The sequence below is a fragment of the Pseudodesulfovibrio cashew genome, assembly GCF_009762795.1.
GTDB lineage: Bacteria > Desulfobacterota > Desulfovibrionia > Desulfovibrionales > Desulfovibrionaceae > Pseudodesulfovibrio > Pseudodesulfovibrio cashew.
The window spans coordinates 2,208,856-2,234,792 of the sequence record NZ_CP046400.1 but is presented as its reverse complement, the minus strand read 5'-3'; the positions used below and the strand labels follow the sequence as shown (position 1 = coordinate 2,234,792).

General features: G+C 61.6%; 16 protein-coding genes. 10 read left to right on the top strand and 6 right to left on the bottom strand.

What is annotated here, in order from left to right:
* Window positions 1-51 precede the first annotated feature (51 nt).
* From GM415_RS09955 to GM415_RS09915, 9 genes are all read left to right on the top strand, one after another.
* Window positions 52-1,941, top strand: a complete 1,890-nt coding sequence (locus tag GM415_RS09955) for a methyl-accepting chemotaxis protein (protein ID WP_242012220.1) — start codon at window positions 52-54, stop codon at window positions 1,939-1,941.
* A 158-nt stretch (window positions 1,942-2,099) separates the two neighbouring features.
* Entirely contained in the window at window positions 2,100-4,382 is a 2,283-nt protein-coding gene (locus GM415_RS09950) for a PAS domain-containing hybrid sensor histidine kinase/response regulator (RefSeq protein ID WP_158947742.1), read from the top strand.
* 251 nt (window positions 4,383-4,633) lie between these two features.
* Complete coding sequence (locus tag GM415_RS09945) at window positions 4,634-7,414, top strand: cation-translocating P-type ATPase (RefSeq protein ID WP_158947740.1); 2,781 nt, start codon at window positions 4,634-4,636, stop codon at window positions 7,412-7,414.
* Between the two features lie 220 nt (window positions 7,415-7,634).
* Complete coding sequence (gene ptsP, locus GM415_RS09940) at window positions 7,635-10,106, top strand: phosphoenolpyruvate--protein phosphotransferase (RefSeq protein ID WP_158947738.1); 2,472 nt, start codon at window positions 7,635-7,637, stop codon at window positions 10,104-10,106.
* Between the two features lie 12 nt (window positions 10,107-10,118).
* Window positions 10,119-11,066: a 1-phosphofructokinase gene (gene pfkB / locus GM415_RS09935; protein WP_158947736.1), complete on the top strand. Its 948-nt coding sequence runs from the start codon at window positions 10,119-10,121 to the stop codon at window positions 11,064-11,066.
* 14 nt (window positions 11,067-11,080) lie between these two features.
* Window positions 11,081-12,811, top strand: a complete 1,731-nt coding sequence (locus GM415_RS09930; RefSeq protein WP_158947734.1) for a PTS fructose-like transporter subunit IIB — start codon at window positions 11,081-11,083, stop codon at window positions 12,809-12,811.
* A gap of 648 nt (window positions 12,812-13,459) precedes the next feature.
* Window positions 13,460-14,533 (top strand): DctP family TRAP transporter solute-binding subunit, encoded by a 1,074-nt coding sequence (locus tag GM415_RS09925; protein ID WP_199244281.1) that lies wholly within the window; start codon window positions 13,460-13,462, stop codon window positions 14,531-14,533.
* Window positions 14,534-14,636: 103 nt separating this feature from the next.
* Window positions 14,637-15,116: a TRAP transporter small permease gene (locus tag GM415_RS09920; RefSeq protein ID WP_158947732.1), complete on the top strand. Its 480-nt coding sequence runs from the start codon at window positions 14,637-14,639 to the stop codon at window positions 15,114-15,116.
* A gap of 4 nt (window positions 15,117-15,120) precedes the next feature.
* Window positions 15,121-16,410, top strand: coding sequence for a TRAP transporter large permease (locus GM415_RS09915; protein WP_158947730.1), 1,290 nt, complete (start codon window positions 15,121-15,123; stop codon window positions 16,408-16,410).
* A 249-nt stretch (window positions 16,411-16,659) separates the two neighbouring features.
* Here GM415_RS09915 and GM415_RS09910 read toward each other — a convergent pair whose 3' ends face one another.
* The 6 genes from GM415_RS09910 to dgcN form a co-directional block, all read right to left on the bottom strand.
* On the bottom strand, window positions 16,660-17,385 hold the full coding sequence (locus GM415_RS09910; protein ID WP_158947728.1) for a 4Fe-4S dicluster domain-containing protein: 726 nt from the start codon (window positions 17,383-17,385) through the stop codon (window positions 16,660-16,662).
* Window positions 17,386-17,395: 10 nt separating this feature from the next.
* Complete coding sequence (gene fdnG / locus GM415_RS09905) at window positions 17,396-20,443, bottom strand: formate dehydrogenase-N subunit alpha (protein ID WP_158947726.1); 3,048 nt, start codon at window positions 20,441-20,443, stop codon at window positions 17,396-17,398.
* A gap of 22 nt (window positions 20,444-20,465) precedes the next feature.
* Window positions 20,466-20,684, bottom strand: coding sequence for a hypothetical protein (locus tag GM415_RS09900; protein WP_158947724.1), 219 nt, complete (start codon window positions 20,682-20,684; stop codon window positions 20,466-20,468).
* An 844-nt stretch (window positions 20,685-21,528) separates the two neighbouring features.
* Window positions 21,529-22,371, bottom strand: a complete 843-nt coding sequence (locus GM415_RS09895; protein ID WP_158947722.1) for a D-amino-acid transaminase — start codon at window positions 22,369-22,371, stop codon at window positions 21,529-21,531.
* Window positions 22,372-22,415: 44 nt separating this feature from the next.
* Entirely contained in the window at window positions 22,416-23,381 is a 966-nt protein-coding gene (dgcA, locus tag GM415_RS09890; protein ID WP_158947720.1) for an N-acetyl-D-Glu racemase DgcA, read from the bottom strand.
* Window positions 23,372-24,373: an N-acetyltransferase DgcN gene (gene dgcN / locus GM415_RS09885; protein WP_158947718.1), complete on the bottom strand. Its 1,002-nt coding sequence runs from the start codon at window positions 24,371-24,373 to the stop codon at window positions 23,372-23,374. The genes dgcA and dgcN overlap by 10 nt, the downstream gene beginning before the upstream one ends.
* A 632-nt stretch (window positions 24,374-25,005) precedes the next feature.
* Between dgcN and GM415_RS09880 the strand changes: the two genes are divergently transcribed.
* On the top strand, window positions 25,006-25,674 hold the full coding sequence (locus GM415_RS09880) for a hypothetical protein (RefSeq protein ID WP_158947716.1): 669 nt from the start codon (window positions 25,006-25,008) through the stop codon (window positions 25,672-25,674).
* Window positions 25,675-25,937 lie beyond the last annotated feature (263 nt).

The window sequence follows — 25,937 nt, the reverse complement described above, 5'->3', positions numbered from 1 at the left end:
TGACCGTATCAGGCAATGGCGGCACCGCCCCTCTTCCAAGGAGAACGCGCGATGTTTGCGAATATGACCATCAGAACGAAGCTGTATGTCAGCTTCTCCCTGCTAACGATTCTGATCCTCGGCCTGGGTTCCGTGGCCTGGTTCACCATGCGGCAGACAACCGGCCTGGTCCTTGGCGTGAGAGACGCCAACGGCATGGTCAAACTTCTTCTCGAAAGCCGACGACAGGAAAAGAACTACATAATACGCGGCGACAAGGCCTACATAGAGAGAGTGGAAAACAACATCTCGCAACTCCTGTCCATTGCTGAGGAAATGAGACAGAGAACAACAGTACCCAAAGACCTGGCAGCATTGGCCGAGGTAGTCGCCTCCGGCAAAGACTATGCAGGCGCATTTGCCGCTCTCACCAAACTGACGAGACAGAAAACCGCAGAGGAAGCAGCCCTGACGCGGAGTGCAGAGGAACTCACGAACCTCGCGGCGACTTCGCAGGAAAGGGCCATCGATGCGGGCGACACGGAACAGGCCCGATCATTCGGCGCTCTGGAAAGGCATGCCGTCGCCTTCACGCGTGCGGTTCACAACGTCCTGAGCGGGGCGGACGCGATGGGTGAAACCGCCGGCACGGAGCTGGCAGCATTCGAGGCCGTGGAGACATCCGAACCTGGTTCGATGGAACGGTTTGCCGCCGCAATCGAAACGGCCCGGGACACCCTTTCCCGATACCAACAGACCTCCACCTCGCTAACGGAGACCGACGCGGCCCTCGTATCCTCGGCCAGGAAGGTCATCGCCCTGTGCGACGACTTCCTGTCACGGCAACAGACGATCATGGAGGAAGAGACCTCCCGGACCGAGATCGCAGTAGCCTCGGTCGGAGGGCTGGCGCTCCTCATCGCCTGCCTCGCCGCCCTCACCATTCCTCCGGCGATCAGTCGCTCCATCCGGGACGGAATCCTTTTCGCCGAAGGGATGGCCCGGGGCGATCTGACACGAGACATGGACATTCGGCAGCAGGATGAAATCGGCACGCTGGGGAACTCCCTCAACGCCATGACGGGCCGGTTGCGCAAGGTGCTGTCGTCCGTGCAGCTTTCCTCCGAAAACGTGGTCTGCGGCAGCAGTCAGTTGTCTGCCACGTCGGAACTCCTTGCCCAGGGGGCCACGGAACAGGCCTCCAGCGTGCAGGAGGTGGCCTCGACCATGGACCAGATGGCGATGACCATCAACAGCAATACCGATGACGCGCAGGCAACGGAAAAAATCGCCGAAGCGGCAGCCAGGAAGGCCCGCCAGGGCGGCGAGGCCATGTCCCAGACCACCACCGCAATGCGGGAGATCGCAGAAAAGATCTCCATCATAGAGGACATTGCCCGACAGACCAACCTCCTGGCGCTCAACGCCGCCATCGAGGCAGCCCGGGCCGGAGAGCACGGCAAGGGGTTCGCCGTGGTCGCAGCGGAAGTCCGCAAGCTGGCCGAGCACAGCCGCCTGGCGGCTGGCGAAATAAGCGAGCTGTCGGCCCGGAGCGTCAGCATCGCCGACGAGGCCGACGCGGTCCTGACCCAACTCATACCCGATATCCAGGAAACGGCCCAACTGGTCCAGAAGATCGCCGCCAGTTGCGAGGAACAGAGCACCGGCGCCGAACAGATAAGCACCGCCATGCGCCAGCTCGACCAGGTCGTCCAGCAGAACGCCGCTGCCGCCGAGCAGATGGCGTCCACTTCCGAAGAGCTTTCGGCGCAGGCCACTTCCCTGCAAGACGCTATCGCTTTCTTCCGGATCGGCAACGGCGATGACGGTGCTGAATCCGACGCCCCGCTGCCGCATGCCGTACAGGTTGCCCACCGTCTCGAGCTGTCCCTCCCCGAGGGGGAATACTGCGGGACGGCACCTGCTCTCGCGACCGGACACAATGAATACGTCAAATACTGACGTGGATGAAAGGCCAAACCATGAATACTCATTCTTGTTCGACATGCGGGCAAACAGGTCTCCGGGACTGGCACCAAAGGACAGATAAAACGGTTCTCGTGGCAGGATGCAGTGCGAAAGCGGCCGCGAGCATCGCCTCCATGGCGCGGGAGTTCGACGTGAGCATCCTATTCGCGGCCAGCGGAGAAGAACTGCTGGAGCTCTCGGAAGGGATGCCCTGCATCATGATGCTCATCGGGATGCAACTCCCGGACATGACACCGATCGAGTTCATCGATCACTCGTCGGCGCGGGGAAATGACGCGCAGGTCGTCATCGTGTGCGGAGAGGGCGAAGCCTCTTCCGGCGCACGGTTGGCCCACCCTCGCATATTCAGCATCATCGTCGACGGCGCACTGGTCGATTATCAGTTGAGGAACGTTTTCCATCGTGCGCTCCGCCATGCCGACATGAAGTCCTGGCTCGGCTTTTCCTGCCAGGATGCCCCTGGCGCAAAGAACTCGTACCGGCGTCTCTTCGACAATTTCCCGGTGGGGACGATGGTTTCCGACTACGACGGCCACCTATACTTCGTAAACGCGGAGATGGCGCGCATCCTCGGGGCCGAAACACCGAAGCAATTTCTGCAGAAATACAACGGCCTCGACAAGACTCTCTACGTGCATCAACGCGACAGGCGGCAATTGCTGCACGAACTCCTTGCAACGGGAGAGGTGCTGAACTTCGAGTTCGAGGCCCATCATCTGCAACACGGGAAAGCATGGCTGGCCATGAACGTCCGAGCCCGACGAAGCCGCCCCGGAGAGAAGATCCTCATCGACACCTTTGTCCGTGATGTCTCGGCGCGCAAGATGGCCGAGGCCGCCCTTGTGGCGTCGGAACACAAATACCGCCATCTCTTCGATCACGCTGGCGAGGGCATCCTGCTTGTGAACAGCGAACTGGTCATCTCCGACGCCAACCATGCGGCCGGGGAGCTCTTCGGCGCGGCCTCGCATACAATACTTGCGGGAATGTCCCTTTCCGACCGGCTCGACCACGGGACCGGTCTGACCCCAAAGAAAATCCGGACCTGGATACGAAATTCCCCCGCAGGCATCGTCCGCCGGGAAATGAGCCTCACGCAGTTGGACGGCCCCAGAATATACGTCGCCGCCACCATCAGGCTGAACCGGGACGACCAATGCTACCAGATCATCCTCACGGACATCACGGCCAGGAGGCAGACCGAGGAGTCCCTGCGCCTCGCCAAGGAGGCGGCGGAATCCGCAAGCAAGGCCAAATCGAACTTCCTGGCCAACATGAGCCATGAAATCCGAACCCCTCTCAACGGGATGATGGGAATGCTCCACCTGCTTGGGGAGACTCCCCTGACCGAAGAACAAACGGAATGCGTCGAGTCCGGCATAGCCTCATGCCGAAGGTTGACGCAGCTCCTCGGCGACATCCTGGACCTTTCCAAAATCGAGGCGGGCCGCGTCGACGTGTTCAATGAGGAGCTGGACTTGCGGTTCCTGATGGATTCCCTGGAGACATTGTTCGGCATGGCGATCCGGCAGGCCGGGCTTTCCTTTCATATCGACATGTCCCCCGCGACCCCGGCCAACCTGATAGGAGACAGCATCAAGACGCAACAGATACTCAACAATCTGGTGGGCAATGCCATCAAGTTCACTCCCGCCGGGTCCATCCGGGTGGAGGTCACTCCCCTGTCGCAACTCGTCCCGGACAAGGCCAGAGTTCTCTTCTCGGTGATCGACACCGGCGTGGGCATGAGGCCGGACATGTTCGACCACCTGTTCAACGCCTTCACCCAGGCCGACAGCAGTTTCACCCGGGAGTACCAGGGGGCTGGGCTGGGGCTTTCCATCGTCAGAAACCTCGTGCGGCTCATGGGAGGCACCCTCTGCGTGGAGAGCGAGCCCGACAAAGGCACGGCCATCCACTTTTGCCTGCCCTTCGGGCTGGATGCGCCCGGACTCAATGAACGACAATACATTAAATCGTGTGAAAAAACCGGGGAGGATCTCCGCCGCGTGCTCGTGGTTGAAGACGAGTCGGTAAACAGCCTGTTTCTGAAACGCGTCCTCGCGAAGCGGAACTGCGCCGTTCAGGTCGCCGAAAACGGGAGCCTCGCCATCAAGGCCCTCGCCGAGTCCGATTTCGACATCGTTCTGATGGACGTCCACATGCCGGTCATGGGTGGTGTCGAGGCTACAAAGGCAATCCGGACCGGCATGGCCGGAGAGGCGATGCGCGACATCCCCATCGTGGCGGTCACGGCCTGCGCCATGCAAAGCGACAAGGAGGTATTCATGGACGCGGGGATGAATGAATACCTGCCAAAACCCATCGACATCAAATCGCTTTTCGGAGTTCTCGATGGCCTGATGCCGCCAGTCGTGAACCCCATGAAACGCGACAGAGTCCGATGGAGATAGGCTCATCGACGCAACTGGAGACATCGACCGGAAGCGTAAAGCCGAAGAATTCCGAAGACCCTCGGCCCGGCACGCCACGTTGCCGACCCCTTGCAGGCAGGAGTCAGTGGTCTTGCCGTGTGCTTCTTTCTGGCCCAGCAACAGGGAGCAACCCACATGCTCGTTATGACCATCGACGATTTTTATGGCACACGATTTCGCCAAGTCATGCTATGGTCGAATAAACCGTAATCCGGAAAACCGAGCATGCCATGAACGAAGCCGCATTCCATGCCTTGTCCGCGGACGAGACGTTCTCCACACTGAACTCCACCACGCAGGGGCTTTCTTCAAAGGAGGCCGCCAGCCGCCTTTCGGCCAATGGCCCCAACGACCTCATATCGGCCAAACCCAGCTCCCGCCTGGCCATCCTCCTGGCGCAGTTCAAGGACCTGCTTGTGGCCGTTCTGATCGTGGCGGGCATCATTTCCTTTTGCCTCGCCTTTGTGGAAGGCTCATGGGAAAACTACCGCAACGGCACGATCATCTTCCTCATCGTGATAGTCGATGCGGCCCTCGGCTTTGGCCTGGAATACAAGGCCAGCCGGATCGTGCGCAAACTCCGTTCGCTCATCCTCTCCCCGGCCCGCGCCATGCGGGACGGCAGACTCTCCGAGATACCGCTCCAGGCGCTGGTGCCCGGCGACGTGATCCACATTGAGCAGGGCGACAAGATCCCCGCCGACCTGCGCATCGTCGAATCCAACAACCTGCGAACCAACGAATTCAGCCTGACCGGCGAATCCATGCCAGTCGACAAGGACACCGAGAAACTCGCCGCCGACCTCACCGTTGCCGACCGCATAAACATGGCCTTCGCCGGGACCACCGTGGCGAGCGGCAACGGCGTGGGAGTCGTGGTCCACACCGGCATGCGCACCGAGCTCGGGAAAATCGCTGCCATGACCGAGGACGTCATCGAGGTACGTTCACCGTTGCAGGACGAACTGAATGTGCTGGCGATACGACTGACCATAGTGGCCGGAGCCATCTCCGGAGGCCTCCTGGTGCTGGCCCTCTGGTCCGGCCTGGACTGGCTGGTGGCGGTGACCTACGCGTTGGGCGTGGCCGTGGCCTGCGTCCCCCAGGCGCTCCCGGCGCAGTTGACCGTGGCCATGTCCTCGGCCAGCCAGCACCTGGCCAGGAAAAACGCGGTGGTGAAGAATCTGCCCACCGTGGAGACCCTCGGCTCCACCAATGTCATCTGTACCGACAAGACCGGCACCGTCACCCGCAATGAGATGACCGTGACCAGGGCGTGGATCGGCGAACGGGAACTGCAGTTCACCGGCGTGGGCTACCGGCCCGATGGCGAGGTGCTGGACGAAGCAAGCAACCCGGTGCCGGAAGACGCCATCAGGGGAATAGACCTCTTCTTCCGAAGCGCCACCCTTGCGTCGACGGGCACCATCCATCCCCCGGACGACCTGCACGAGGGGTGGTATGCGGTGGGCGATCCGTCCGAGGCGGCCCTGGTCGCCATGTCCATGAAGGCCGGGATCGCCTACCACGAAGAGACCACGAACTTTCCCGAACTGCGCAGCTTCCCCTTCGATACGGAGCGCAAACGCATGAGCTCGGTCAGAAGGCTGCCTGAAGGCGACTTCGTACTGATGAAAGGGGCTCCCGACACGATCCTCGACGTCTGCGTATCCATCCGGAAGGACGGGAACGTCCAGCCCATGACGCGGGAAGACAGAAAGCGCATCGACGACAGGAACATAGCCTTCTCTGACCAGGCTCTCCGGGTGTTGGCCCTCGCCTACCGCCAACTGGACGGCGACCCTGAAGGGATTTCGCAGGAAGAGGCCGAGCGGGACATGGTCTTCCTCGGCCTCGCAGGCATGATCGATCCGCCCCGCAAAGGCGTGCGGGAGGCAATGAGAAAATGCCACAACGCAGGCATAGACATATACATGATCACCGGCGACCACGCGGCCACGGCCGCGGCCATTGCGCGGGACATCGGGCTGGGTCGGAACTCGGAACGCGCGGTGCGCGTGGTGCGCGGAAAGGACATGGCGGGCCTGGGAGACGAGGAACTAGCCTACATGATGCACAGCAACGCCGCCCTGATCTTTTCCCGTGTGGAGCCGGCGCACAAGCTGCGCGTGGTCCGCCTGCTCGGGGAGCAGGGGCGCGTGGTCGCCGTGACGGGCGACGGCATCAACGACGCCCCGGCCCTGAAGCGGGCTCACATCGGCGTGGCCATGGGACGGACCGGCGTGGACGTGGCCAAGGAAGTCGCCGAGGTGGTGCTGCTGGACGACAACTTCTCCACCCTGGTGGACGCCGTGGAAGAAGGGAGGAGCATCTACAGCAACATCCACAAGGTGGTGCTCGCCTCCCTTACAACCAACATCGCGGAGCTTCTGGCGGTCCTCCTCGGCCTGGTCGGCATCGCCATCGGAAACTACGCCATCCCCATGCTGACGATCCAGATTCTGGCCATCGACCTCTTCGCGGAGATTCTGCCGCTGACTTTCCTGTGTTTCGATCCGCCAACAAAAGACGACATGCGGAGGCCGCCCCGAAACCGCCGGGACCATATCCTCAACCCGGCCACAGGGCTCGAGATAGGCTTTCTCGGCTCCCTTATCGGGGCGCTGTCCGTGGGCAACTTCTTCCTCTACATGCAGCGCCACGGCCTGAACCTGGGGCAGGACGCCATCGGCACCATCGAGTACGCGAGGGCCAGCGCCATGACCTGGCTGACCATGGCGTTCTGCCAGTTCGCCAATATCCTGTCCCGTCGATATCGGGACGTCTCGATTTTCAACCGCAACATCCTCACCAACAGAATACTGCTCGGTGCGGTCATCCTCTCGGCCGGTCAAACCTTCCTCGCGGTCCACGCGCCCGGCATACGCCAGTTCCTAGGCTTCGCTCCCATCGGAATCGAGGACTGGCTCTACGTCTTTGGGGCGGCGGCCATTTTCCTCACCGCGTGGGAAGGCATCAAGTGGAAGCGGAGGCGCTCCACCTCGCCATGAACCGCAAAGGATGGTAGGGTGTGATAAAAAGGAATATAATGTACGCGCTCCTTCCCCGAGGCATAACACTTGATTCTAAGTGGAAAACCCAGCGCAGTCGTGCCTGAACAGGACGACTGGCGGAGGGAAGGAAGAATCCGGTCCCGGTCGGGGCGGTAATCACAAGCCCCCTGCCCTCAGGGCGCAGACATTTTGAGACAGCCACCCGAGGAGGCTATCCATGATCGAGATGAGCAAAGGCAATATCGTTCTGGGAGCGGAACCTTCCGGCAAGTTGCAGGCAATAGAGCAGGTCGGCGAAATCCTCGTGCGGGAGGGCTTCATCCGACCCGCCTACATCGACAGCATGAAACGACGTGAGGAGGTGGCCAACACCTTCCTCGGCAACGGCATCTCCATTCCCCACGGCCTTCCGGAAAACAGGGACGACATTCTCAAGACAGGTGTCGCGGTACTTCAGGTGCCCAACGGGGTCACCTGGAACCCGGGCGAGATCGTGCATCTTGTGGTGGGCATTGCGGCCAAGTCCGACGAACACATCGAGATTCTAACCAACCTGACCCATGTGCTCGACGACGCCGAGACCGTTGAGAATCTCACCGCGACCAATGACCCTGCGGACATCGCCCGCGCCCTCAGCGGCGATGCCGGGGCCAAATCGCGGCCGGGACCGGTCCTCGACGTGTCCGGCTTCGACCACTCCGTGGATGTCCCGGTCATCAACCCCCACGGGCTGCACGCCCGCCCGGCAACGTTCTTCGTGGACATCGCCAAGCAATTCGAATCGGAAATCTACGTCGAATACGACGGCCGTTCAGGAAACGGCAAGAGCCTCGCCTCACTGCTCAAGCTCGGTGTGAGCAGCGGCAAAACCATCCGGCTTCACGGCAAGGGAGCCGACGCCAGCCAGGCCCTGGCCGCCCTGAAGGATGCCGTGGATGCGGGACTGGGTGAAAAGGAAGAGGAAAAGAGCGTTGCCCAGGCGGCGCACGGCTGGGTTCCGAGCGAGGTGAAGCGCACCGTTCCCGGCTGCACCGCGTCCCCCGGACTCGCCTGCGGCCCCATCCGGCAGTTCACACACCGCCGCATCGTGGTCGAGGCCGTGGCCAAGGACCCCGAATTCGAAATTTCGGAACTGACCCATGCCATCGCCTCGGCAAAGAGCAATCTGCGGCTGCTCTACAACGAAGTCAGGTCCCGCTCCGGCGAGCCGCAAGCCGCCATTTTCCGCGCCCACGAGGCCTTTCTGGACGATCCCGAACTCCTGGCCGAAACCAGGGACCGAATCAAGAACGGCAACAGTGCCGGATATGCGTGGCGGCAGGCCATTGAGGACCGCGTCCGGGCCATGGAGCAGCACGACGACGAAGTACTGGCCGCACGAGCCATGGACCTCCGCGACGTCGGGCGGCGCGTGTTGCGCCATCTGGCCGGAGTGCTCCAGGACGAACCGTTCACTACGGACAAGCCGGTCATCCTCGCCGCCGAGGATCTCACGCCTTCGGACACCGCCCTGCTCGACCCGGCGCGCATCCTTGGGTTCTGCACCGCAAGCGGCGGCCCGACCTCTCACTCGGCCATTATCGCCCGCTCCCTCGGCATTCCCGCCATCGTTGCCGCGGGCCCGGCCATCCTCAGGATCGAGGACGGCACCATGGCCATTCTCGACGGCGACAGCGGCAACCTGTACCTGGAGCCCAGCCAGGCGGATATCGCTGCGGCGGAAGAGACCCGGCAACGAATCGAGGAGGAGCGCAATGAGGAGTACCGGACCCGCTACGAACCGGCCCTGACCCTGGACGGCGAACGCGTCGAAGTGGTGGCCAACATCGGCAAGGCCAATGAAGCGGCCAAGGCCGTTGAAGGAGGCGGCGAAGGCGTCGGCCTGCTGCGCACGGAGTTCCTGTTCCTGGATCGGGAGACCCCGCCGGACGAGGACGAGCAATATCAGAGCTACAAGGCCATGGTGGAGGACCTCAACGGCCTGCCCATCATCATCCGCACGCTGGACATCGGCGGAGACAAGGCCGTCTCCTATCTGGACCTGCCCGCAGAAGACAATCCCTTCCTGGGAGAGCGCGGCATCCGCCTCTGCCTCAACCGGCCCGAACTCTTTCTGGTGCAGCTTCGCGCCATCTACCGCGCCTCGAAACACGGCCCGCTGCGCATCATGTTTCCCATGATCGCCACCCTGGCCGAGCTGGAGGCCGCAAAACGCCTGGCCGAAAAGGCGCGGATCGAAGTCGGCGCCGACCCCGTGCCCATCGGCATCATGGTCGAGGTGCCCTCGGCGGCGGTCATGGCCGTTGAATTCGCTCGGGAAGTGGATTTCTTCTCCGTGGGCACCAACGACCTCACCCAGTACGTCATGGCCATGGACAGGGTGCATCCCACCTTGGCCATGCATGCCGACAGCCTCCACCCCGCCGTGCTGCGGCTCATCGATCAGGTGGTACGGGCCGCCGACGGAGCGGGCATCTGGACCGGCGTATGCGGCGGCCTCGCCGGAGAACCGCTCGGTGCGGTCATCCTCGCGGGACTGGGCGTCAAAGAGCTCAGCATGGTCATTCCCAGCATCGCGTCGGTCAAGGCGAAGCTCCGGTCCATCAGCATGGAGCAGGCGCGCGAACTGGCGCAACAGGCCCTGGCATGCAGCGACAACAACCAGGTCAGGGCACTCAAGCTGCCGTAAAGCGAGGCCTTCATGCACAGCACACGAACACGGATCGTCACCGTCACCATGAACCCGGCCATCGACATGGCATGCTCTGTTCCGGGCTTTGCCGCCGGAGAAGTCAACCGCGTGGCCGAATACCGCATGGACGCAGCAGGAAAGGGCGTGAACATCGCCGGGCTGTTGCGCATGTTCGACCTGCCCGTCACCGCCACAGGCTTTCTGGGAGACGGTAACGCAGGGATATTCGAGCGCTACTTCGCCCAGCGGGGCATCACCGACGAGTTCATCCGCGTGCCGGGCGAGACCCGCATCGGCATCAAGGTGCTCGACCCGGAAAAGCAGTCCACCACGGACATCAACTTTCCGGGACTCCCCCCGGAGGAAAGCCATCTGGCCGAGCTCAAGGCGACCGTGGCACGACTCTCGGAAGAAGCCGCGATCGTGGTCATTGCCGGCAGTTTGCCGGCAGGCGTTTCGCCCAAAGTTGTCGGGGAACTGGTTTCTCTCGTCAAAAGCAAGGGAGCAAAGGCAGTGGTGGACACCAGCGGCCCGGCCCTGAAGAGCGCCCTCGATGCCGCGCCATGGCTGATGAAACCCAATGACGCGGAATTGGGCGAACTGGTGGGCCGACCCGTGAGCGAACTGAACGAACTGGCGGACGAGGCGCGGAGCCTGAACCGGAAGGGCATCGCCACCGTGGCCGTATCACTTGGCTCGCGTGGGGCCATCTTCGTCGAGGAAGGGTCGGAATTGCTCGCGCGTCCGCCCAGGATCGAGGCGGTCAGCACGGTTGGCGCGGGAGATGCCATGATCGGCGGTCTGGTCGCCGGAATGGCGCTGGACCTCCCGCGCGAGGAACGAATCAGATTGGCGACGGCCCTGTCCGCCGCCACCGTGTCCCAGGCCGGACCTGCCCTGGAAAATCTCGACAAGGCCAGAAGCCTGGAATCAGAGGTGGAGATCACACAACTTTAACGGGGGAAGACATCATGTCCAAGATCGTCGCAGTCACCGCATGCCCCACGGGCGTGGCCCATACGATTATGGCCGCCGAGGCCCTGAAAAAGGTCGGAGCGAGCATGGGCCACGAAGTGGAAGTGGAAACCCAGGGAGCCGAAGGGGCCAAGGACGTCCTTTCGTCGGCAGCCATCGACGCGGCGGACGTCGTGATCATCGCCGCCGACATCCACGTGGACCCGGCCCGCTTCCAGGGAAAACCCCTCTACGCCGTGACCACCAGCGAGGCCATCCGCAAGACCCGGGCGGTGATCATTGCCGCGCTGACCGAGGCCGAGGAGATGGCCACAGCAGCTCCGGAGGCCGCCACAGGCGGACGCAAGTTCGTCATCGGCGTGACTTCCTGCCCCACGGGAATTGCCCATACCTTCATGGCCGCCGAAGCCCTGCGCAAGGCAGGTGAGGCCCTCGGCCACGAGATCAAAATCGAGACGCAGGGCTCGGTGGGCGCCAAGAACGTGCTCTCCGATGAAGACATCGCCAGGGCGGACGCGGTCATCATCGCTGCCGACGCCTTTGTGGACACCAACCGTTTCGCGGGCAAGCCGCTCTATGAGACCACTACCAAGGCCGCCCTGCACGAGGGGGAACAGGCCATCAAGTCGGCCCTGGCCGCTGCCCCGAGCACGAAAAAGGAACTGGCCGAGCAGGTCTCCGAGCTCAAGAAGGAGCGTTCCGCCAGCCGGAGCGGTCCGTACCGGCACCTGATGACCGGCGTCTCCTACATGCTGCCGGTGGTCGTGGCGGGCGGCCTGCTCATCGCCCTGGCCTTCGCCTTCGGCGGCATCTACGCAGGGGACAAGGAAGGGACCTTCGGCTGGGCGCTCATGCAGATCGGCGGTGGAGGCGCGTTCTCCCTGTTCGTGCCCGTACTCGGCGCGTTCATATCCTTCTCCATAGCCCAGCGCCCCGGCATCACGCCCGGCCTGGTGGGCGGCATGCTCGCCACAACGGTCGGGTCGGGGTTCCTCGGCGGCATCGTGGCGGGCTTCATGGCCGGCTACCTGACGCAGTTCCTCAACGACAAGATCAAGCTCCCCCAGAACCTCGAAGGGCTCAAGCCGGTGCTCATCCTGCCGTTCGTCTCGACGCTGATCGTGGGGCTCATGATGATCTACGTCATCGGCCCGCCGGTTAAGATCGTCCTGACGGCCCTGTCCGAGTGGCTGAAGAGCATGCAGAGCACCAGCGCCGTGCTGCTGGGGCTCCTGCTCGGCGCGATGATGGCCTTCGACATGGGCGGACCGGTCAACAAGGCGGCGTACACCTTCGGCGTGGGCCTGCTCTCCTCGAACATCTACGCGCCCATGGCCGCGATCATGGCCGCGGGCATGACCCCGCCGCTCGGCCTGGCCCTGGCCGCGACCCTGTTCAAGAACCGCTTCACCGAGGATGAACAGGAGGCGAGCAAGGCGGCCTTTGTCCTCGGCATCTCCTTCATCACGGAGGGCGCGATCCCCTATGCGGCCAGGGACCCGTTCAGGGTCATCCCGTGCATCATGATCGGTTCCGCCGTGACAGGGGCCCTGTCCATGGCCTTCAAGTGCACGCTCATGGTTCCCCACGGCGGCATCTTCGTCCTGCCGATCCCCAATGCGGTCACCGGATTGGTGGCTTATGCCGGCACCATCGTCATCGGTTCCATTGTGACGGCCGGAGCGCTCTTTATCGCCAAGCGCCCCCTTAATGTTGAAACTCAGTAATACGAGCTGCCATGCAAGGCAGGCTCGGCGGATGATCCGCATGAACGAAATGTTGCCGGTGCCCCCGACTCCGAAGGGGCACCGGCAACTTCATTCCTCCGATCAGCCGAGCATTCGCGCTGAGAGTTCCACCGGAGGATGCAGAGCTGGCAAATCGGCAAGGCGGCTCAGGAGAAAGGCACGCCAGGCTCCTTTACCCGAGACACCATTTTCTCAAGAGGTACATTCCCCGGGCTCCACCCACGCCTAAAGGGTGGACTTTTGGATTGACCTGTGCTGAACTTTCTCAAATTTTTTGCGGGGCTCGACGCCATGTCGGACAAATCCGCAATTCTCACAATAGATCCGAGGCCTTGACGGGAAATCCGCCTGACCGCTTCGAGATGGATTGGGGTTATCCAAGAGTGGGACGGCAGCCGGGACATCTTAGTTCCCGCAGACACTGTCCGTGCGACAGCGGCTTTGATCGCCGCAACCGCCGTTTTACCGTAGCCGGGGCATCGTTTCCCGGCCGCATGAAACCGGACAGGAAACGGCCCGCCTCTTGTTTACATATAGCTCTTGTTGAAGCGCAGTTGCGCCCGGCCGGTTGATTCGAGCCGGGAAAAGCGTCTTCGACAGTAATTTCTTGCTGTGGAGAGTTGGCGTATGTCTAATTTCAAACAAATGATTAAGAATGTGGGCGTGCTCGCGGCGGTGTTCGTCCTGATGATGGCAGTGTCTGCCAGTGCCGCTGGATTCAAAAAAGAATACAAAATGCAGGTGACGGTCGGCCCGAAGCTCTACTGGGGCATGGGAGCCACCAAGTTCGCCGAACTGGTCAAGGAAAAGACCAACGGCCAGATCAACGTCAAACCGTACTTCGGGTCCGCTCTGCTCAAGGGCGCCCAGCTGAAGAGCTCGCAGATGGTGGCCAAGGGCGTCATCGACTGCGCCCTGGATTCCACCATCAATATCAGCCCGGTCATCCCCGAAGCCAACATCTTTCATCTTCCGTTCTTCCTGAATGATTTCGAGAATCTGGACAAGGTGAAGAACGGTGAAGCCGGCAAGGCCGTCTTTGACGCCATGAGGGCCAAGCGCCTCGAGCCCCTGGCCTGGGCCGAAAACGGTTTCCGCCAGCTGACCAACTCCAAGGTCGCGGTCAAGACTCCCGCCGACATGAAGGGCCTGCGCATTCGCGTGGTCGGCAACCCGCTGTTCATCGACACCTTCCGCGCTCTCGGCGCCGATCCGGTCAACATGAACTGGGGCGACGCCGTCGCCGGATTCCAGCAGGGCGTGGTCGACGGACAGGAGAACCCCGTCGGCGTCCTGATCCCCATCCAGATCTACCAGTACCACAAGTACGTTTCCATGTGGAACTACCTGGTCGATCCCCTCATCATCTACTGGAACCAGCGGGAATGGAACGCCTTCCCCAAGGACATCCAGGCGGCGATCCTCGAGGCCGCACAGGAAGCCGGCCGTTTCGAGATTGCCCTGAGCCGGGCTGGCCTGGACGGCGACACCTCCCTCAACATCCTCAAGAACGAGTTCAACTACACCATGGAAGTCCCCGACCCCATTGCCTTCATGAAGAGCAAGGGGATGGAAGTCCACATGCTTACCGACGAAGAACGGGAAGCCTTCGCCGCGGCCACGCGCTCCGTCTACGACAAGTGGATCAAGGAGATCGGGCCCGAGGTCTACGAGAAGGCCAAGGCTGACATCGCCAAGTAACCCCGTCTGACTGAGAAACATACAACCTGCCCCGGAAACCGTATTTCCGGGGCAGGTTCCATCATGGGATTCCACCTGAGGAATCCGAATTTCGGAGTAAGCATTGAAAAAGTTACTTTTCGGCTTTCGCCTCGACCATTGGCTGGTCGCCATCTGCATGGCCACCATGGTGGTGATCGCCTTCGTCAACGTTCTGAGCCGGTACATTTTCCATTTTTCCCTGGCCGCCACCGAGGAAATCACCATCAACCTCTTTGTCTGGATGACCATCATCGGCATCGGCATCGCCTTCGAGCGCGGAGGACACATGGGGATGGTGACGTTTTACAACCTGTTCCCCAAGTCGCTGCAGAAGGCGTCCATCGTGACCTATTCCGTCTTGGCGGCGGGCCTGTTTCTGGTCCTCGACTATTTCATGATCCAGGCCATCTACGATGAAATAACCCTGTTCCAGGCCCGGTCGGCCTCACTGGATATCCCCGTCTGGATCTACTACCTGGGGTTGCCGGTGCTTTCGGTCTTCGTCTTCCTGGGCATCTACCGGGACGCCATGACCAAGCTGGCCGGGAAGGAAGAGGAGTAGCGCCATGGAATTCCTGCTTATCCTCGCCCTCTTTCTCGTCCTGATGTTCATCGGCGCGCCCATCGGGACCTCTCTTGGCGTCTCGGCCGTGGCCACCATCATGTACTTCGATCTCGGCGCGGAAATGCTCGGGGTCAACTTCGCCTCGGGCATCGCCTCTTTCCCGCTGCTTGCCATTCCCTTTTTCGTCCTGGCCGGAGTCATCCTGCAGCGGGCGGGCATCGCCGCGCATATAGCCAACTTCTTCGAGTTGCTGGTGGGAAGGGCCACCGGCGGCCTGTCCATCGTGGCCGTGCTCACCTGCATGTTCTGGGGCGCCATGTCCGGCTCGGGCCCGGCGACCACCGCCGCAGTGGGCATGATCCTGCTGACCCCCATGCTCAACAACGGCTATGACAAGGCCTTTTCCGGGGCGACCATCGCCAACGCGTCGGACCTGTCCATCATCATCCCGCCCTCCATCGCCTTCATCATCTACGGCAACATAACCTCGGTGTCGGTATCCGCCCTGTTCGTGGCCGGCATCATCCCCGGCCTGCTGACCGGAGTGGCGACCATGCTGGTGGCCTGGTACATCTCCTACCGGCGCGGCTACCGGGGCCTGGTCTGCCGGGGCTGCATGTCGGACCTGCTCAAGGCCCTGCGCCAGTCCTTCTGGGCGCTCATGGCACCGGTGGTCATCCTCGGCGGCATCTACACCGGCATCTTCACGCCCACCGAAGCCGCCGTGGTGGCCGTGTTCTACAGCCTGTTCGTGGCCGTGCTCATCTACCGGTCCATCGGCTGGCGCGACCTGGTCGAGATCCTGGTGGAGTCGGCAGTGACCAGCTCCGTCATCATGTTCATCGTGGCCTTTGCGGGCATCTTCACCTGGGCAGCCTCGGTCACCGGCGTCATCGACACCCTGGCGGAGCTGATCATCAAGGTATCCCCCAACGCCGTGGTCATGATCGTTCTGGTCAACATCCTCCTGTTCGCCCTGGGCATGATCCTCGACGCCATCTCGATCTCGTATCTGCTCATGCCCATCCTCATCCCGGTCCTCTCGGCCTTCCACGTCGATCCGGTCTTCTACGGAGTCATCTTCATCTCTGCCCTGGCCATCGGGCAGGCGACGCCACCAGTGGGCGTGAACCTGTTCACGGCGGCAAACCTGGTCGGCTGCGAAGTGGACGAAATAGCCAAGGAAGCCATCCCCTATGTGGCCATGGACTTCGTGGTCCTGATCATCATCTCGCTGATCCCGGCGCTCTCGCTCTTCCTGCCCGAATGGGCCGGACTCTACACGCCATAAAAGAGGCAGGGCCTTCCTTCGGGGAGGCCCTGCCGGATTTCTGGATCAGTCAGCCATGGCAGGCTGTTGAGACAGATTCGAGTGCAAGATCAAAAACAGTTCAACCCCTCACGTACTTCCTGCACGCGAGGGGTTGAACTTTTTTGCAGCAACGCCGCAGTCGGACCTTTCTCTGCAGCCTGAGTCGGCCCGGCCGGAGCCGGGCCGACATGGAGAGGAGGTGCCAGTACCAATGGTACTACGGTGTTTCTATGCGCGCATACGTTTGATGGGGCTTCCCAGCTTCGCCAGGAGCTGCTTTCTGGTCATCGAATCAGGCATGGAACCGGAAGCATCCGCTTCCAGATATTGATAGTAGTCTTCGGGAGGCGCTGAGGCCAGATAGATGACCCGTGTTTCATCCGGGTCCACCAGCATGGCCTGCGGGAATTTCTCCTTGACCGAGGCCAGCCGCTCTTCGGCCAGCTTGAGCATGTCCTCGCGGTCGCCGAAGTTCATGGTTCCGGTGGGGCACGCCTGGACACAGGCCGGAAGCCTCCCGGCCTGGACCCGGTCGATGCACATGTCGCACTTGTTGACGACCTTGGTCTCGGGGTCCACCCTGGGGATGTCGTAGGGGCACGCCATGCGGATGGCCTCTCCGTCCTCCTTGGCAGTCAGCTCGGTGTAGACCACCGCCCCGGTATCCGGGTCATGCACGATAGCCTTGGGGTTCTCGGGCACATCGGCGCACGGGGCCTCCACACAGTGACGACACTGTTCCGGGAAGAACAGCCAATTCAGGTCACCGTCCACTTCCACTTCGGAGAAGCGGACAAGCCGGATGGTTTTCGAGGAGAGGTCCTTGGGATTCTGATACGAACCCCAGTTCTTCGTCTTCTCGGCGGGGAGCTTCTTCCATTGCTTGCAGGCCACCTGGCATCCGCGGCACGCGGTGCAGCGGGTCAGGTCGACGAGGAATGATTTACCGTTCATTGCGTTCTCCTTACATCTTGCGGACGTTGGCCACGAAGACCTTGGTTTCGGGGATGCCGGTGTTGGGATCACCCACCGACGGGGTCAGCAGGTTGGCGGAATCACCGCCGCTGCCGTCGTGGGGCATCTGCCAACCGAAGCACCACGGCATGCCGATCTGGTGGACGGTCTTGCCCATGACCTTGAGCGGTTGCATCCGCTTGGTCACGATGGCGATGGCCCACAGGTTGCCGCGCATGCTTTCAACCGTGACCTTTTCGCCGTTGGCGATACCCTTCTCCTTGGCCAGCTCCTCGCTCATCTCCACGAACATCTGCGGCATGGCCTCAAGCAGCCACGGAGTGTGGCGCGTCATCAGGCCGGTCTGCCAATGTTCGGTAACGCGGTAGGTCATGGCCACATGCGGATACTTGGGATCGGCCACGGCCAGAGCCTCATGAGCGAAGCGAAGCGCCGTGGGGTTGTTGAGCTGATGCGAGAGTTCGTGCGCCTTGAAGGGGGTCTCCATGGGCTCGTAGTGCTCGGGGAAGGGACCGTCCTGACGGCCCGGACCGAAGATGTGGCCATGGCCGTGCGGCTTCATGATGAAGGCGTACTTGGTGCCGGGAGCCCAGCCTCCGTCGGGCACGTCGCCGATCCACTTCTTGCCGTTCCAGGTAACGACCGGCTTCTGCGGGGCGTACGGCTTGCCCGTGTTGTCGCAGGAGGCCCGGTTGTAGATGATCCGCCGATTGACCGGCCAGCACCAGGACCAGTTGGAGAACAGGCCGATCTTCTCCTGTTCCGGGGTCTGCGCCGGGTTGCGGCGGGCGGCCATGTTGCCGTTCTCGGTGTAGGAGTTGCAGTAGAGCCAGTTGCCCGAGCAGGTGGAGCCGTCGTCCTGAAGAAACGCGAAGCTCGGCACCTGGGTGCCCTTCTTGTAGGTCTTGCCCTTGATGGTCACGTCCTTGAGGAAGTAGCCGTTGATCAGCTTGGCCGCCTGATGGGCGTTGAACTCACCGTGGGATTTCCACATGTCCACGGAGAGATTCTTGATGGGATCGGGGAACGCCCCGCCCTCCTCGGCATAGAGCGCCTTGATGGTGTCGAAGAGCTCGGTCAGGATATGACCGTCGGTCTTGGCCTCGCCCCGGGGCACGGGCCCCTGGTAGCGCCACTGCATCCAGCGGCCGGAGTTGGTGATGGAGCCTTCCTTCTCGATGGACACGGCGCAGGGCAGGAAGAAGACCTCGGTCTTGACCTTCTTCGGATCCATGCCGGGTCCACGCCAGAAGGAGCCGGTCTCGTTGTCGAAGATGTTGACGTTGACCATCCAGTCGAGGTTGGTCATCGCCCGTCGGTTCTTGCCTGCATTGGCCCCGCCGCAGGCCGGGTTCATGCCCCAGGCGAAGAAGCCGGAGAACTCCTTCTTGTCCATGGCCTCGAAGAGCTGCAACCAGGTGTAGGTCTTGCCGTCCTCGGCCTTGGGCAGCCAGGAGTAGGCGTCATCCAGTGACGCCTCGGGGTACATGGCCTTGAGGAAGCTCGCCATGTATTTCGGATAGTACTGCCACCATGCCGCGCTCTTGGGGTCCTTGGCCCCTGCCAGGTGAGGCCCGGCCTTGGCGTCGATGTATTCCTTGTAGGTCTTGAGGCCCGCGTTGGGCGTGGCCAGGTAGCCGGGCAGGATGTGCCACAGCAGGCAGTGGTCAGTGGAGCCCTGGACGTTGGACTCGCCGCGCAGGGCATTTACACCGCCGCCGGCCACGCCGATGTTGCCGAGCAGCAACTGCACCATGGCCATGGTGCGGATGTACTGCACACCGACCGTGTGCTGGGTCCAGCCCATGGCGTACATGATGGTGCCCGCCTTGTCCGGCTTGCCCGTGGCCGAGTAGAGCTTGTAGAATTCCAGCAATTTGGCCTTGTCCATGCCGGAGACGCTGACCACCTTGTCAACGGTATAGCGGGCGTAGTGCTTCTTGAGCAGGTTGTACACGCAGCGGGGATGCTTGAGGGTCTCGTCCTTCCTGGGCAATCCCTTGCCGTCCTTCTCGAAGGCCCACTGGGACTTGTCGTAGGAACCGGCATAGTCCGCGTCGTCGCCGTTCTTGTGGTAGCCGCTGAAGAGGCCGTCATCGAATTTGAACTTGTCGCTGACGATGAAGGCGGCATTGGTGTGGCTGACCACATAGTCCTTCTGGATCAGGTCATTGTCCAGAATGTACTTGATCATGCCGCCAAGCACGGCGATGTCGGTACCGGCGCGGAGTCGGCAGTACAGGTCGGCCTTGGAGGAGGTACGGGTGAATCGCGGGTCCACGCTGATGAGCTTGGCCCCCTTGTCCATGGCCTTCATCACCCACTTGAAGGAGATGGGATGATTCTCCGCCGCGTTGCTGCCCATAACCAGGATGCAGTCGCTGTTGGCGATGTCGTTCCAGTGGTTGGTCATGGCCCCGCGACCGAAGCTCTCGGCCAGGGCCGCAACAGTGGAGCTGTGGCAGATGCGCGCCTGGTGCTCGACGTAGACCAGCCCGAGGGCGCGGAGCATGGCCTGGTAGGTCCAGCACTCCTCGTTGTCGATGGCAGCCGACCCGGCGGAGGCCAGCCCGTTGCAGCGATTCACCACCTGCCCCTTGGCGTTCTTTTCGGTGAAGCTGGCGTCACGCGTCTTCTTGACCCGCTTGGCGATCTCGCCCAGCGCCCACTCCCAGGAGACTTCCTTCCATTCCGAGGAATAGGGAGCGCGGTACAGGGGACGTTTCGGACGCTCGTCGTTCTCGGCCAACTGCCAGATGGATGCGCCCTTGGCGCAGGTGGCTCCCTCGTTGATGGGATGGTCGGGGTCGCCCTCGACGTTGATGGCCCGTTTGGTCTTGAGATCGGTGTTGACGATCAGGCCGCATCCCACGGCGCAATACGGACAGATACTGGTGGTCTGCTTGCTCCACTTGGGCTTGAGCATGGTGATCCGGTCCGCGGCATGCGCCACGGATTCGAATCCCAGCCCGCAGAACGCCGACGACACGGCGGTGACTGCGGTCAGTTTGAGGAAATTTCTTCTGTTGACTTTCATACCCACTCCTTTGGTTTGAGGGTCATCCGGCCCGGGTTTCCCGGCCCAGGCGGCATTGCAGGGCGTAGCCGTATGCTCCGACGGGCTGGAATGGCATCCGCGCGGCAACGGCGGACTCCTTCCAACGGGGACAGAGACATCTGACCACGGCAACAACCGCATCCATGGCGTGCCCGAGACCCGCAAACGGGGCACAGGCGGCCACAGGGACGGATGACGGCGTGTTGGTTGACACGAACATCGAATCCTCCATTGACGGTATGGCTAATCCCGCGAACGCGGGTTGCTCTCAGGAAATGCGAAGAGCGCTCCCGGCAGTCGTCGGAAGCGCGGGGAACCGATCGTTCCCAATATGGTGGACAGGAAGAAAGGACGTCAGAGCACAGCCAGACGGACGACGCGCGCCGCGCGTGGCATGACGGAGCTCCCGGGAGCGGGGATCGAAGGGAACCATGCCTGGTGCCCATGTGGCCCCCTTCAGAGTCGCCGGACCAGAAGCCCTGGCCCGACGAGATGTATACGTTGAATCCTGTGCATTCGCTCCCTCGGCTTGCGATGGTTCGGAAGGAATTACGCCCCGGCCGATCAGCCGGTTTTCCGAACCATATTGAACCTAGGCGCAGCCATACAGTCTGACAAACGAACAAAACAATATAATGATTTCACACAACTATGCTTGAATAGACATAATCGATGACACCAATAGAATATTTGGATATATGCGCTCAGCGCAAAGGGAAGCAGACCTTCTGCACGGCGAGTCTCTCTCGGTCCGGCACTAGGGGGGGCCGACTCCACCAGCCGCTTTGACGGTTCCAGGGGGGGAGAGAACGCCATCCTCGGAAATAATGCCCGGCAAAACCTAGCGCGCTTTAGGCATGGCGAAAAATTGCCCCTCTGGGGCTGCCCGGCAACGTCGGGAGAGGCGTCAAGGACAGGGTCAACGCCAATCCTGCTGAGGGAGACCAAGATCGATCACAAAAAAGGCGGGCCCACCCAGGTGGACCCGCCTTTCTTCTAAGCCGGAGTGACTGCCCGGCACAATGCAAATTGGGGATGGGCGAACACCCCCATCATTTCAATTGTTAAATTGCGCTCTTGCGAGCTTCTTCGATGTAGATTTCGTTCAGGCGCTTGGCGATGGGGCCGGGAACGCCATCCGAAATGGCAGTCCCGTCCATTTCCACAACGGGGCACACAAAGGAAGTGGCGGCGGTCATGAACGCTTCATCGGCCTGCTTGACTTCCTCGACGGTGAAGGGACGCTCCTCGATCTCCATGTCGAGCTCGGCCACCAGCTTGAGCACGGCGGCGCGAGTGATGCCCGGCAGGATGGAGTTGGACAGGTGCCGGGTGACCAGCTTGTTGTCCTTGACGATATAGGTGTTGTTGGAGCTGCCCTCGGTGACGAAACCGTCCTCGACCAGCCAGGCGTCGTCCTTGCCCTGCTTCTTGGCGGCCATCTTGCTCATGGAGGCGGCCAGGAGCTGCACGGTCTTGATGTCACGGCGGCCCCAGCGGATGTCCGGGGTGGAGATGACCTTCAGCCCCTTCTTCTCTCCGGTCAGAGGACGGGCCTGGGTGAACATCACCATGGTCTGGGGTGCGTTCTTGGGGAAGACGAAGTCACGGTCGGCAGCGCCGCGCGTGACCTGGAGGTACACGCCGCCCTGCTCCACGCCGTTGCGCTCGACCAGCTCGCGGTGCACTTCGAGCAGTTCGCCGCGAGTCAGGGGGCATTCCATTTCCAGCTCGCCCAGCGAACGGGCCAGACGCGCCATGTGGCCGTCGAACTCCAGCAGCTTTCCGTCCAGCACGGCGGTCACTTCATACACGGCGTCCGCGAACAGGAAACCCCTGTCGAAAATGGATACCTGGGCCTCTTCCTCGGGCACGAACGCGCCGTTGATGTATACTGTACGACTCATATCAATCCTCGATTTCTCGTATATTCTTTACACGGAGAGCGGTCCTATCCCCAGAGCTCGCTCGCGGGGGGATAGACGTCTCCCTTGTCATAATGCAATCCAAAGGGGCGGTCCTCGGCCAGGAGCAGCGGACCGTCCAGGTCCACTACGTCCGCGCCCTGGGCCACCAGCATGGCCGGGGCCATGGCCAGGGACGATCCCACCATGCAGCCGACCATGATCTTGTACCCTTCACGCAAGGCGCCCTCCCTGAGGGCCAGCGCTTCGGTCAACCCGCCCGTCTTGTCGAGCTTGATGTTGACCATGTCGTATTTGCCCTTGAGATCGGGCAGGGAGGCCCTGTCATGGCAGGACTCATCCGCGCAGACCGGCAGGACGCGCTCCAGCGTGAGCAGGGCGTCGTCGTCACCGGCGGGCAGCGGCTGCTCCACCATGTCCACGCCCAGGCGCACCAGCACCGGGGCCATGCGGGCGTAGGACTCTGCGGTCCATCCCTCGTTGGCGTCCACGATGATGCGCGACTTGGGCGCGCCCTCGCGCACGGCCTCGATACGGGCGATGTCGTCCTCGGTGCCGAGCTTGATCTTCAGCAGGGGACGGTCCGCATTCAGGCGGGCGTCCTCCAGCATGTTCTCGGGGGTATCCAGGGACAGGGTGAAGGCCGTCTGCAGCGGACCGGGCTCACCGAGTCCGGCCAGTTGCCAGACCGGTTTGCCCGCCTTCTTGGCCTCCAGGTCCCACAGGGCGCAGTCCACGGCGTTGCGCGCCGCGCCGGGAGCCAGGAGATCCTGCAGGGATGCGCGATTGAGGTCCGCAGGCAGCGCCCGGATCTGGTCCATGACGCTGTCCACGGTTTCGCCGTAACGCTGGTACGGGACGCACTCGCCCCTCCCGGAAAAACCGTCCTCATGGACCTCGACCCGAACCACCACGGCCTCGGTGCGCGAGCCCCGAGAGATGGTGAAGGCCTTGGCCAGCGGGAAGACGTCACGGCTCAGGATTAAAGGCATTGCAGGGCCTCGACCAGACGTCCCGCGCCCTGGCGGAAGGGATCGACCGCCGGGATGCCCATCTTCTCTTCCACGTCCTTGAGGTAGGCCAGGGCCTCTTCCTCGGACATGTGCTGCGTGTTGACGGAAATACCGGCCACCTTGCAGTCCGGGTTCACCCACTGAGCCAGGGTCAGCGCGGTGTCGCGAAGCTGCTCCAGGGACGGCAGGGCGTAGTCGGGCAGGCCGCGCATGGTCTCGCGGGTGGGCTCGTGGCACAGGATCAGGGCGTCGGGCTGGCCGCCGTGGACCAGGGCCATGGTCACGCCGGAGTAGGAGGCGTGGAACAGGCTGCCCTGCCCTTCGATGATGTCCCAGTGGTCCGCGTCGTTGTCCGGGGTCAGCCACTCGATGGAACCGGCCATGAAGTCGGCGACGACCGCATCAAGCGGAACGCCGTTGCCCTCGATGAGGATGCCGGTCTGGCCGGTGGCGCGGAAGGTGGACTTCAAGCCCTGCTTCTTCATCTCGCGGTCGATGGCCAGGGCGGTGTACATCTTGCCGACCGAGCAGTCGGTGCCGACGGCGAGGCAGCGCTTGCCGGTGCGCTTCTTGCCGGAAGCGATGGGATATTTGACCGAGGGGACGCGAACATCGTGCAGCTTGCTGCCGCCCTTCTCGGCGGCCGCCACCAGGGCGGGCTCGTCGCGCAGCAGGTTGTGCAGGCCGCAGGCCACATCCATGCCCGCCTCCAGGGCTTCGCCCAGCACGGAGATCCAGCTCTCGCCGATGATGCCGCCACGGTTGACGACGCCGACAACTACGGTCTTGATGCCCGCTTCGGCGGCTTCCTTGATGGTCATGTCCTTCACGCCCATGTCGGCCTTGCAGCCTTCCATGCGGAACTGTCCGGCCACGGCTTCAGGCCGCCAGTCGTAGATTCCCTGAGCCATCTTGGCCGCCAGTCCATCCGGGGCATCCCCGAGAAAAAGCAGATATGGTGCTTCAAACATATTCTATTCTCCCTAAATCCGGAGCTTGTAGCGCTCCGTTTCGTTCATGTCTTGGACCGGGATGAAACTGTCCCGGCCGGAACTCTTGCTATTCAAACGGAAAGCGGACGCTTTCCTCCGCCATACAGAGTGCCTCATTTCAAAATCCGCACCCAAAAACGCCAACCGAAAACAAAAATCTCGAAAAGAGACGGTATATAAAAAATAATCCTGCAATTTAAGAGAGATACTCCCACACAGGTAACCACAGCTTTTCAGAGACAAAACCGCGACCTCAACTTGTCATAAATACAAAATTGATAATCGCAAAACTAACATATTGCAAAATTGGCACTAGCGCAACTTTCTTTTTTGAAAACAAACTCGACAAAAAATGCGAAAGAGGAACTCCTTGAACAATCACCCCGCGGCATACGGATGATCTGCCCAGGCATACCCAATAGTCCTCTTCGCCAGAACTGCGGACAGCCCTGAAACCTACCGCAATGGCTGTCCTTCCACGCTCCCGGATAATCCTGGCCTCCATTTTTCCCGGAAACATCTGAACATTTCTTCATGTGATCTGAAGATATGATCTATCGTGTCGATAGAGCGGCACAGTGGGTTAGACCTTTTCACAGCAGGGAGGCACCATGAAAATTGGTAATGATACTTCCACCGCCTTTGCACTCGCGACGGACATGAATGGCTCGCAAGACATGGCCGCCTTGTCGACGACCAAGTCGAATACGTTGCAAGACGACATTGAAACGACCGTAAGCGCGGCCTCGCGCAACCTGTTGGAAGACAACTTCTTCAAACGCGACTACCAGCAGTCGCAGTATGTCGAGGCCATGCTCTCCAATTTCGACGTCAAAAATGACTTTCGAAATCGCATGCAAGGAATGATGGACATGTACTCCCTGGCCGCAGCGGCAGCCGACCCAGACAACTATGCTGTCAAGACCCTGGCCGGAACCAAGGCGGCCAACTCTGTAGAGAGTATCGTGGAACAGGTTGTCGCCGAGACCTCCGCCGAACAGTTGGAGAAGGAGCGCGAAGAGCGCGAAACGGAACAGCAGGAACAACTCGACGCGACTGGCGATCAGAAGACGGAAATCGTCGATTCCTCAACCGCCTTTGACGAGGAGCCCGCATCCTCCGCAGGTACAGAAGAAGCCACCCCCGCCGTTGAAAAGACAGGTGACATGACCACCGGTTCAGCAGAAGAACTGTCCGCATTAATGGAAAAACAGAGCGTGACGGAAGTAGGTGAAGCAACGGCCTCCCTCCCCGGCGCGAACATCGACATCGCCGTATAAACTCACCACCCGCTCCAGTCTGCGCGGGGTGTGCCCGGCTCCCCGCGCACGCAGTGCCGCCGCTCTCCGCTATTCGACTACCCTCGCGTCCATTTCGCAGACGACTCACCCCAGCCGAGCCCACCGGCCACCATTCGATATCCGGGCTTATGTCTCAATAAGACTTTGAAATCATTAGACTCCTCAGCGACTACCCCTCCGCCTTGACGTCCTTCGCGAAACCTGCCTAGAATGGTCCTACCAAATAGGTGCTTTTAGCGCCA

Coding starts and splice junctions, on each gene's coding strand:
- GM415_RS09880 (WP_158947716.1), top strand. CDS start 25,006: ATGAAAATTGGTAATGATACTTCCACCGCCTTTGCACTCGCGACGGAC.
- GM415_RS09915 (WP_158947730.1), top strand. CDS start 15,121: ATGGAATTCCTGCTTATCCTCGCCCTCTTTCTCGTCCTGATGTTCATC.
- fdnG (WP_158947726.1), bottom strand. CDS start 20,443: ATGAAAGTCAACAGAAGAAATTTCCTCAAACTGACCGCAGTCACCGCC.
- GM415_RS09945 (WP_158947740.1), top strand. CDS start 4,634: ATGAACGAAGCCGCATTCCATGCCTTGTCCGCGGACGAGACGTTCTCC.
- GM415_RS09930 (WP_158947734.1), top strand. CDS start 11,081: ATGTCCAAGATCGTCGCAGTCACCGCATGCCCCACGGGCGTGGCCCAT.
- GM415_RS09910 (WP_158947728.1), bottom strand. CDS start 17,385: ATGAACGGTAAATCATTCCTCGTCGACCTGACCCGCTGCACCGCGTGC.
- GM415_RS09895 (WP_158947722.1), bottom strand. CDS start 22,371: ATGAGTCGTACAGTATACATCAACGGCGCGTTCGTGCCCGAGGAAGAG.
- GM415_RS09925 (WP_199244281.1), top strand. CDS start 13,460: ATGTCTAATTTCAAACAAATGATTAAGAATGTGGGCGTGCTCGCGGCG.
- dgcN (WP_158947718.1), bottom strand. CDS start 24,373: ATGTTTGAAGCACCATATCTGCTTTTTCTCGGGGATGCCCCGGATGGA.
- dgcA (WP_158947720.1), bottom strand. CDS start 23,381: ATGCCTTTAATCCTGAGCCGTGACGTCTTCCCGCTGGCCAAGGCCTTC.
- pfkB (WP_158947736.1), top strand. CDS start 10,119: ATGCACAGCACACGAACACGGATCGTCACCGTCACCATGAACCCGGCC.
- GM415_RS09955 (WP_242012220.1), top strand. CDS start 52: ATGTTTGCGAATATGACCATCAGAACGAAGCTGTATGTCAGCTTCTCC.
- GM415_RS09900 (WP_158947724.1), bottom strand. CDS start 20,684: ATGTTCGTGTCAACCAACACGCCGTCATCCGTCCCTGTGGCCGCCTGT.
- ptsP (WP_158947738.1), top strand. CDS start 7,635: ATGATCGAGATGAGCAAAGGCAATATCGTTCTGGGAGCGGAACCTTCC.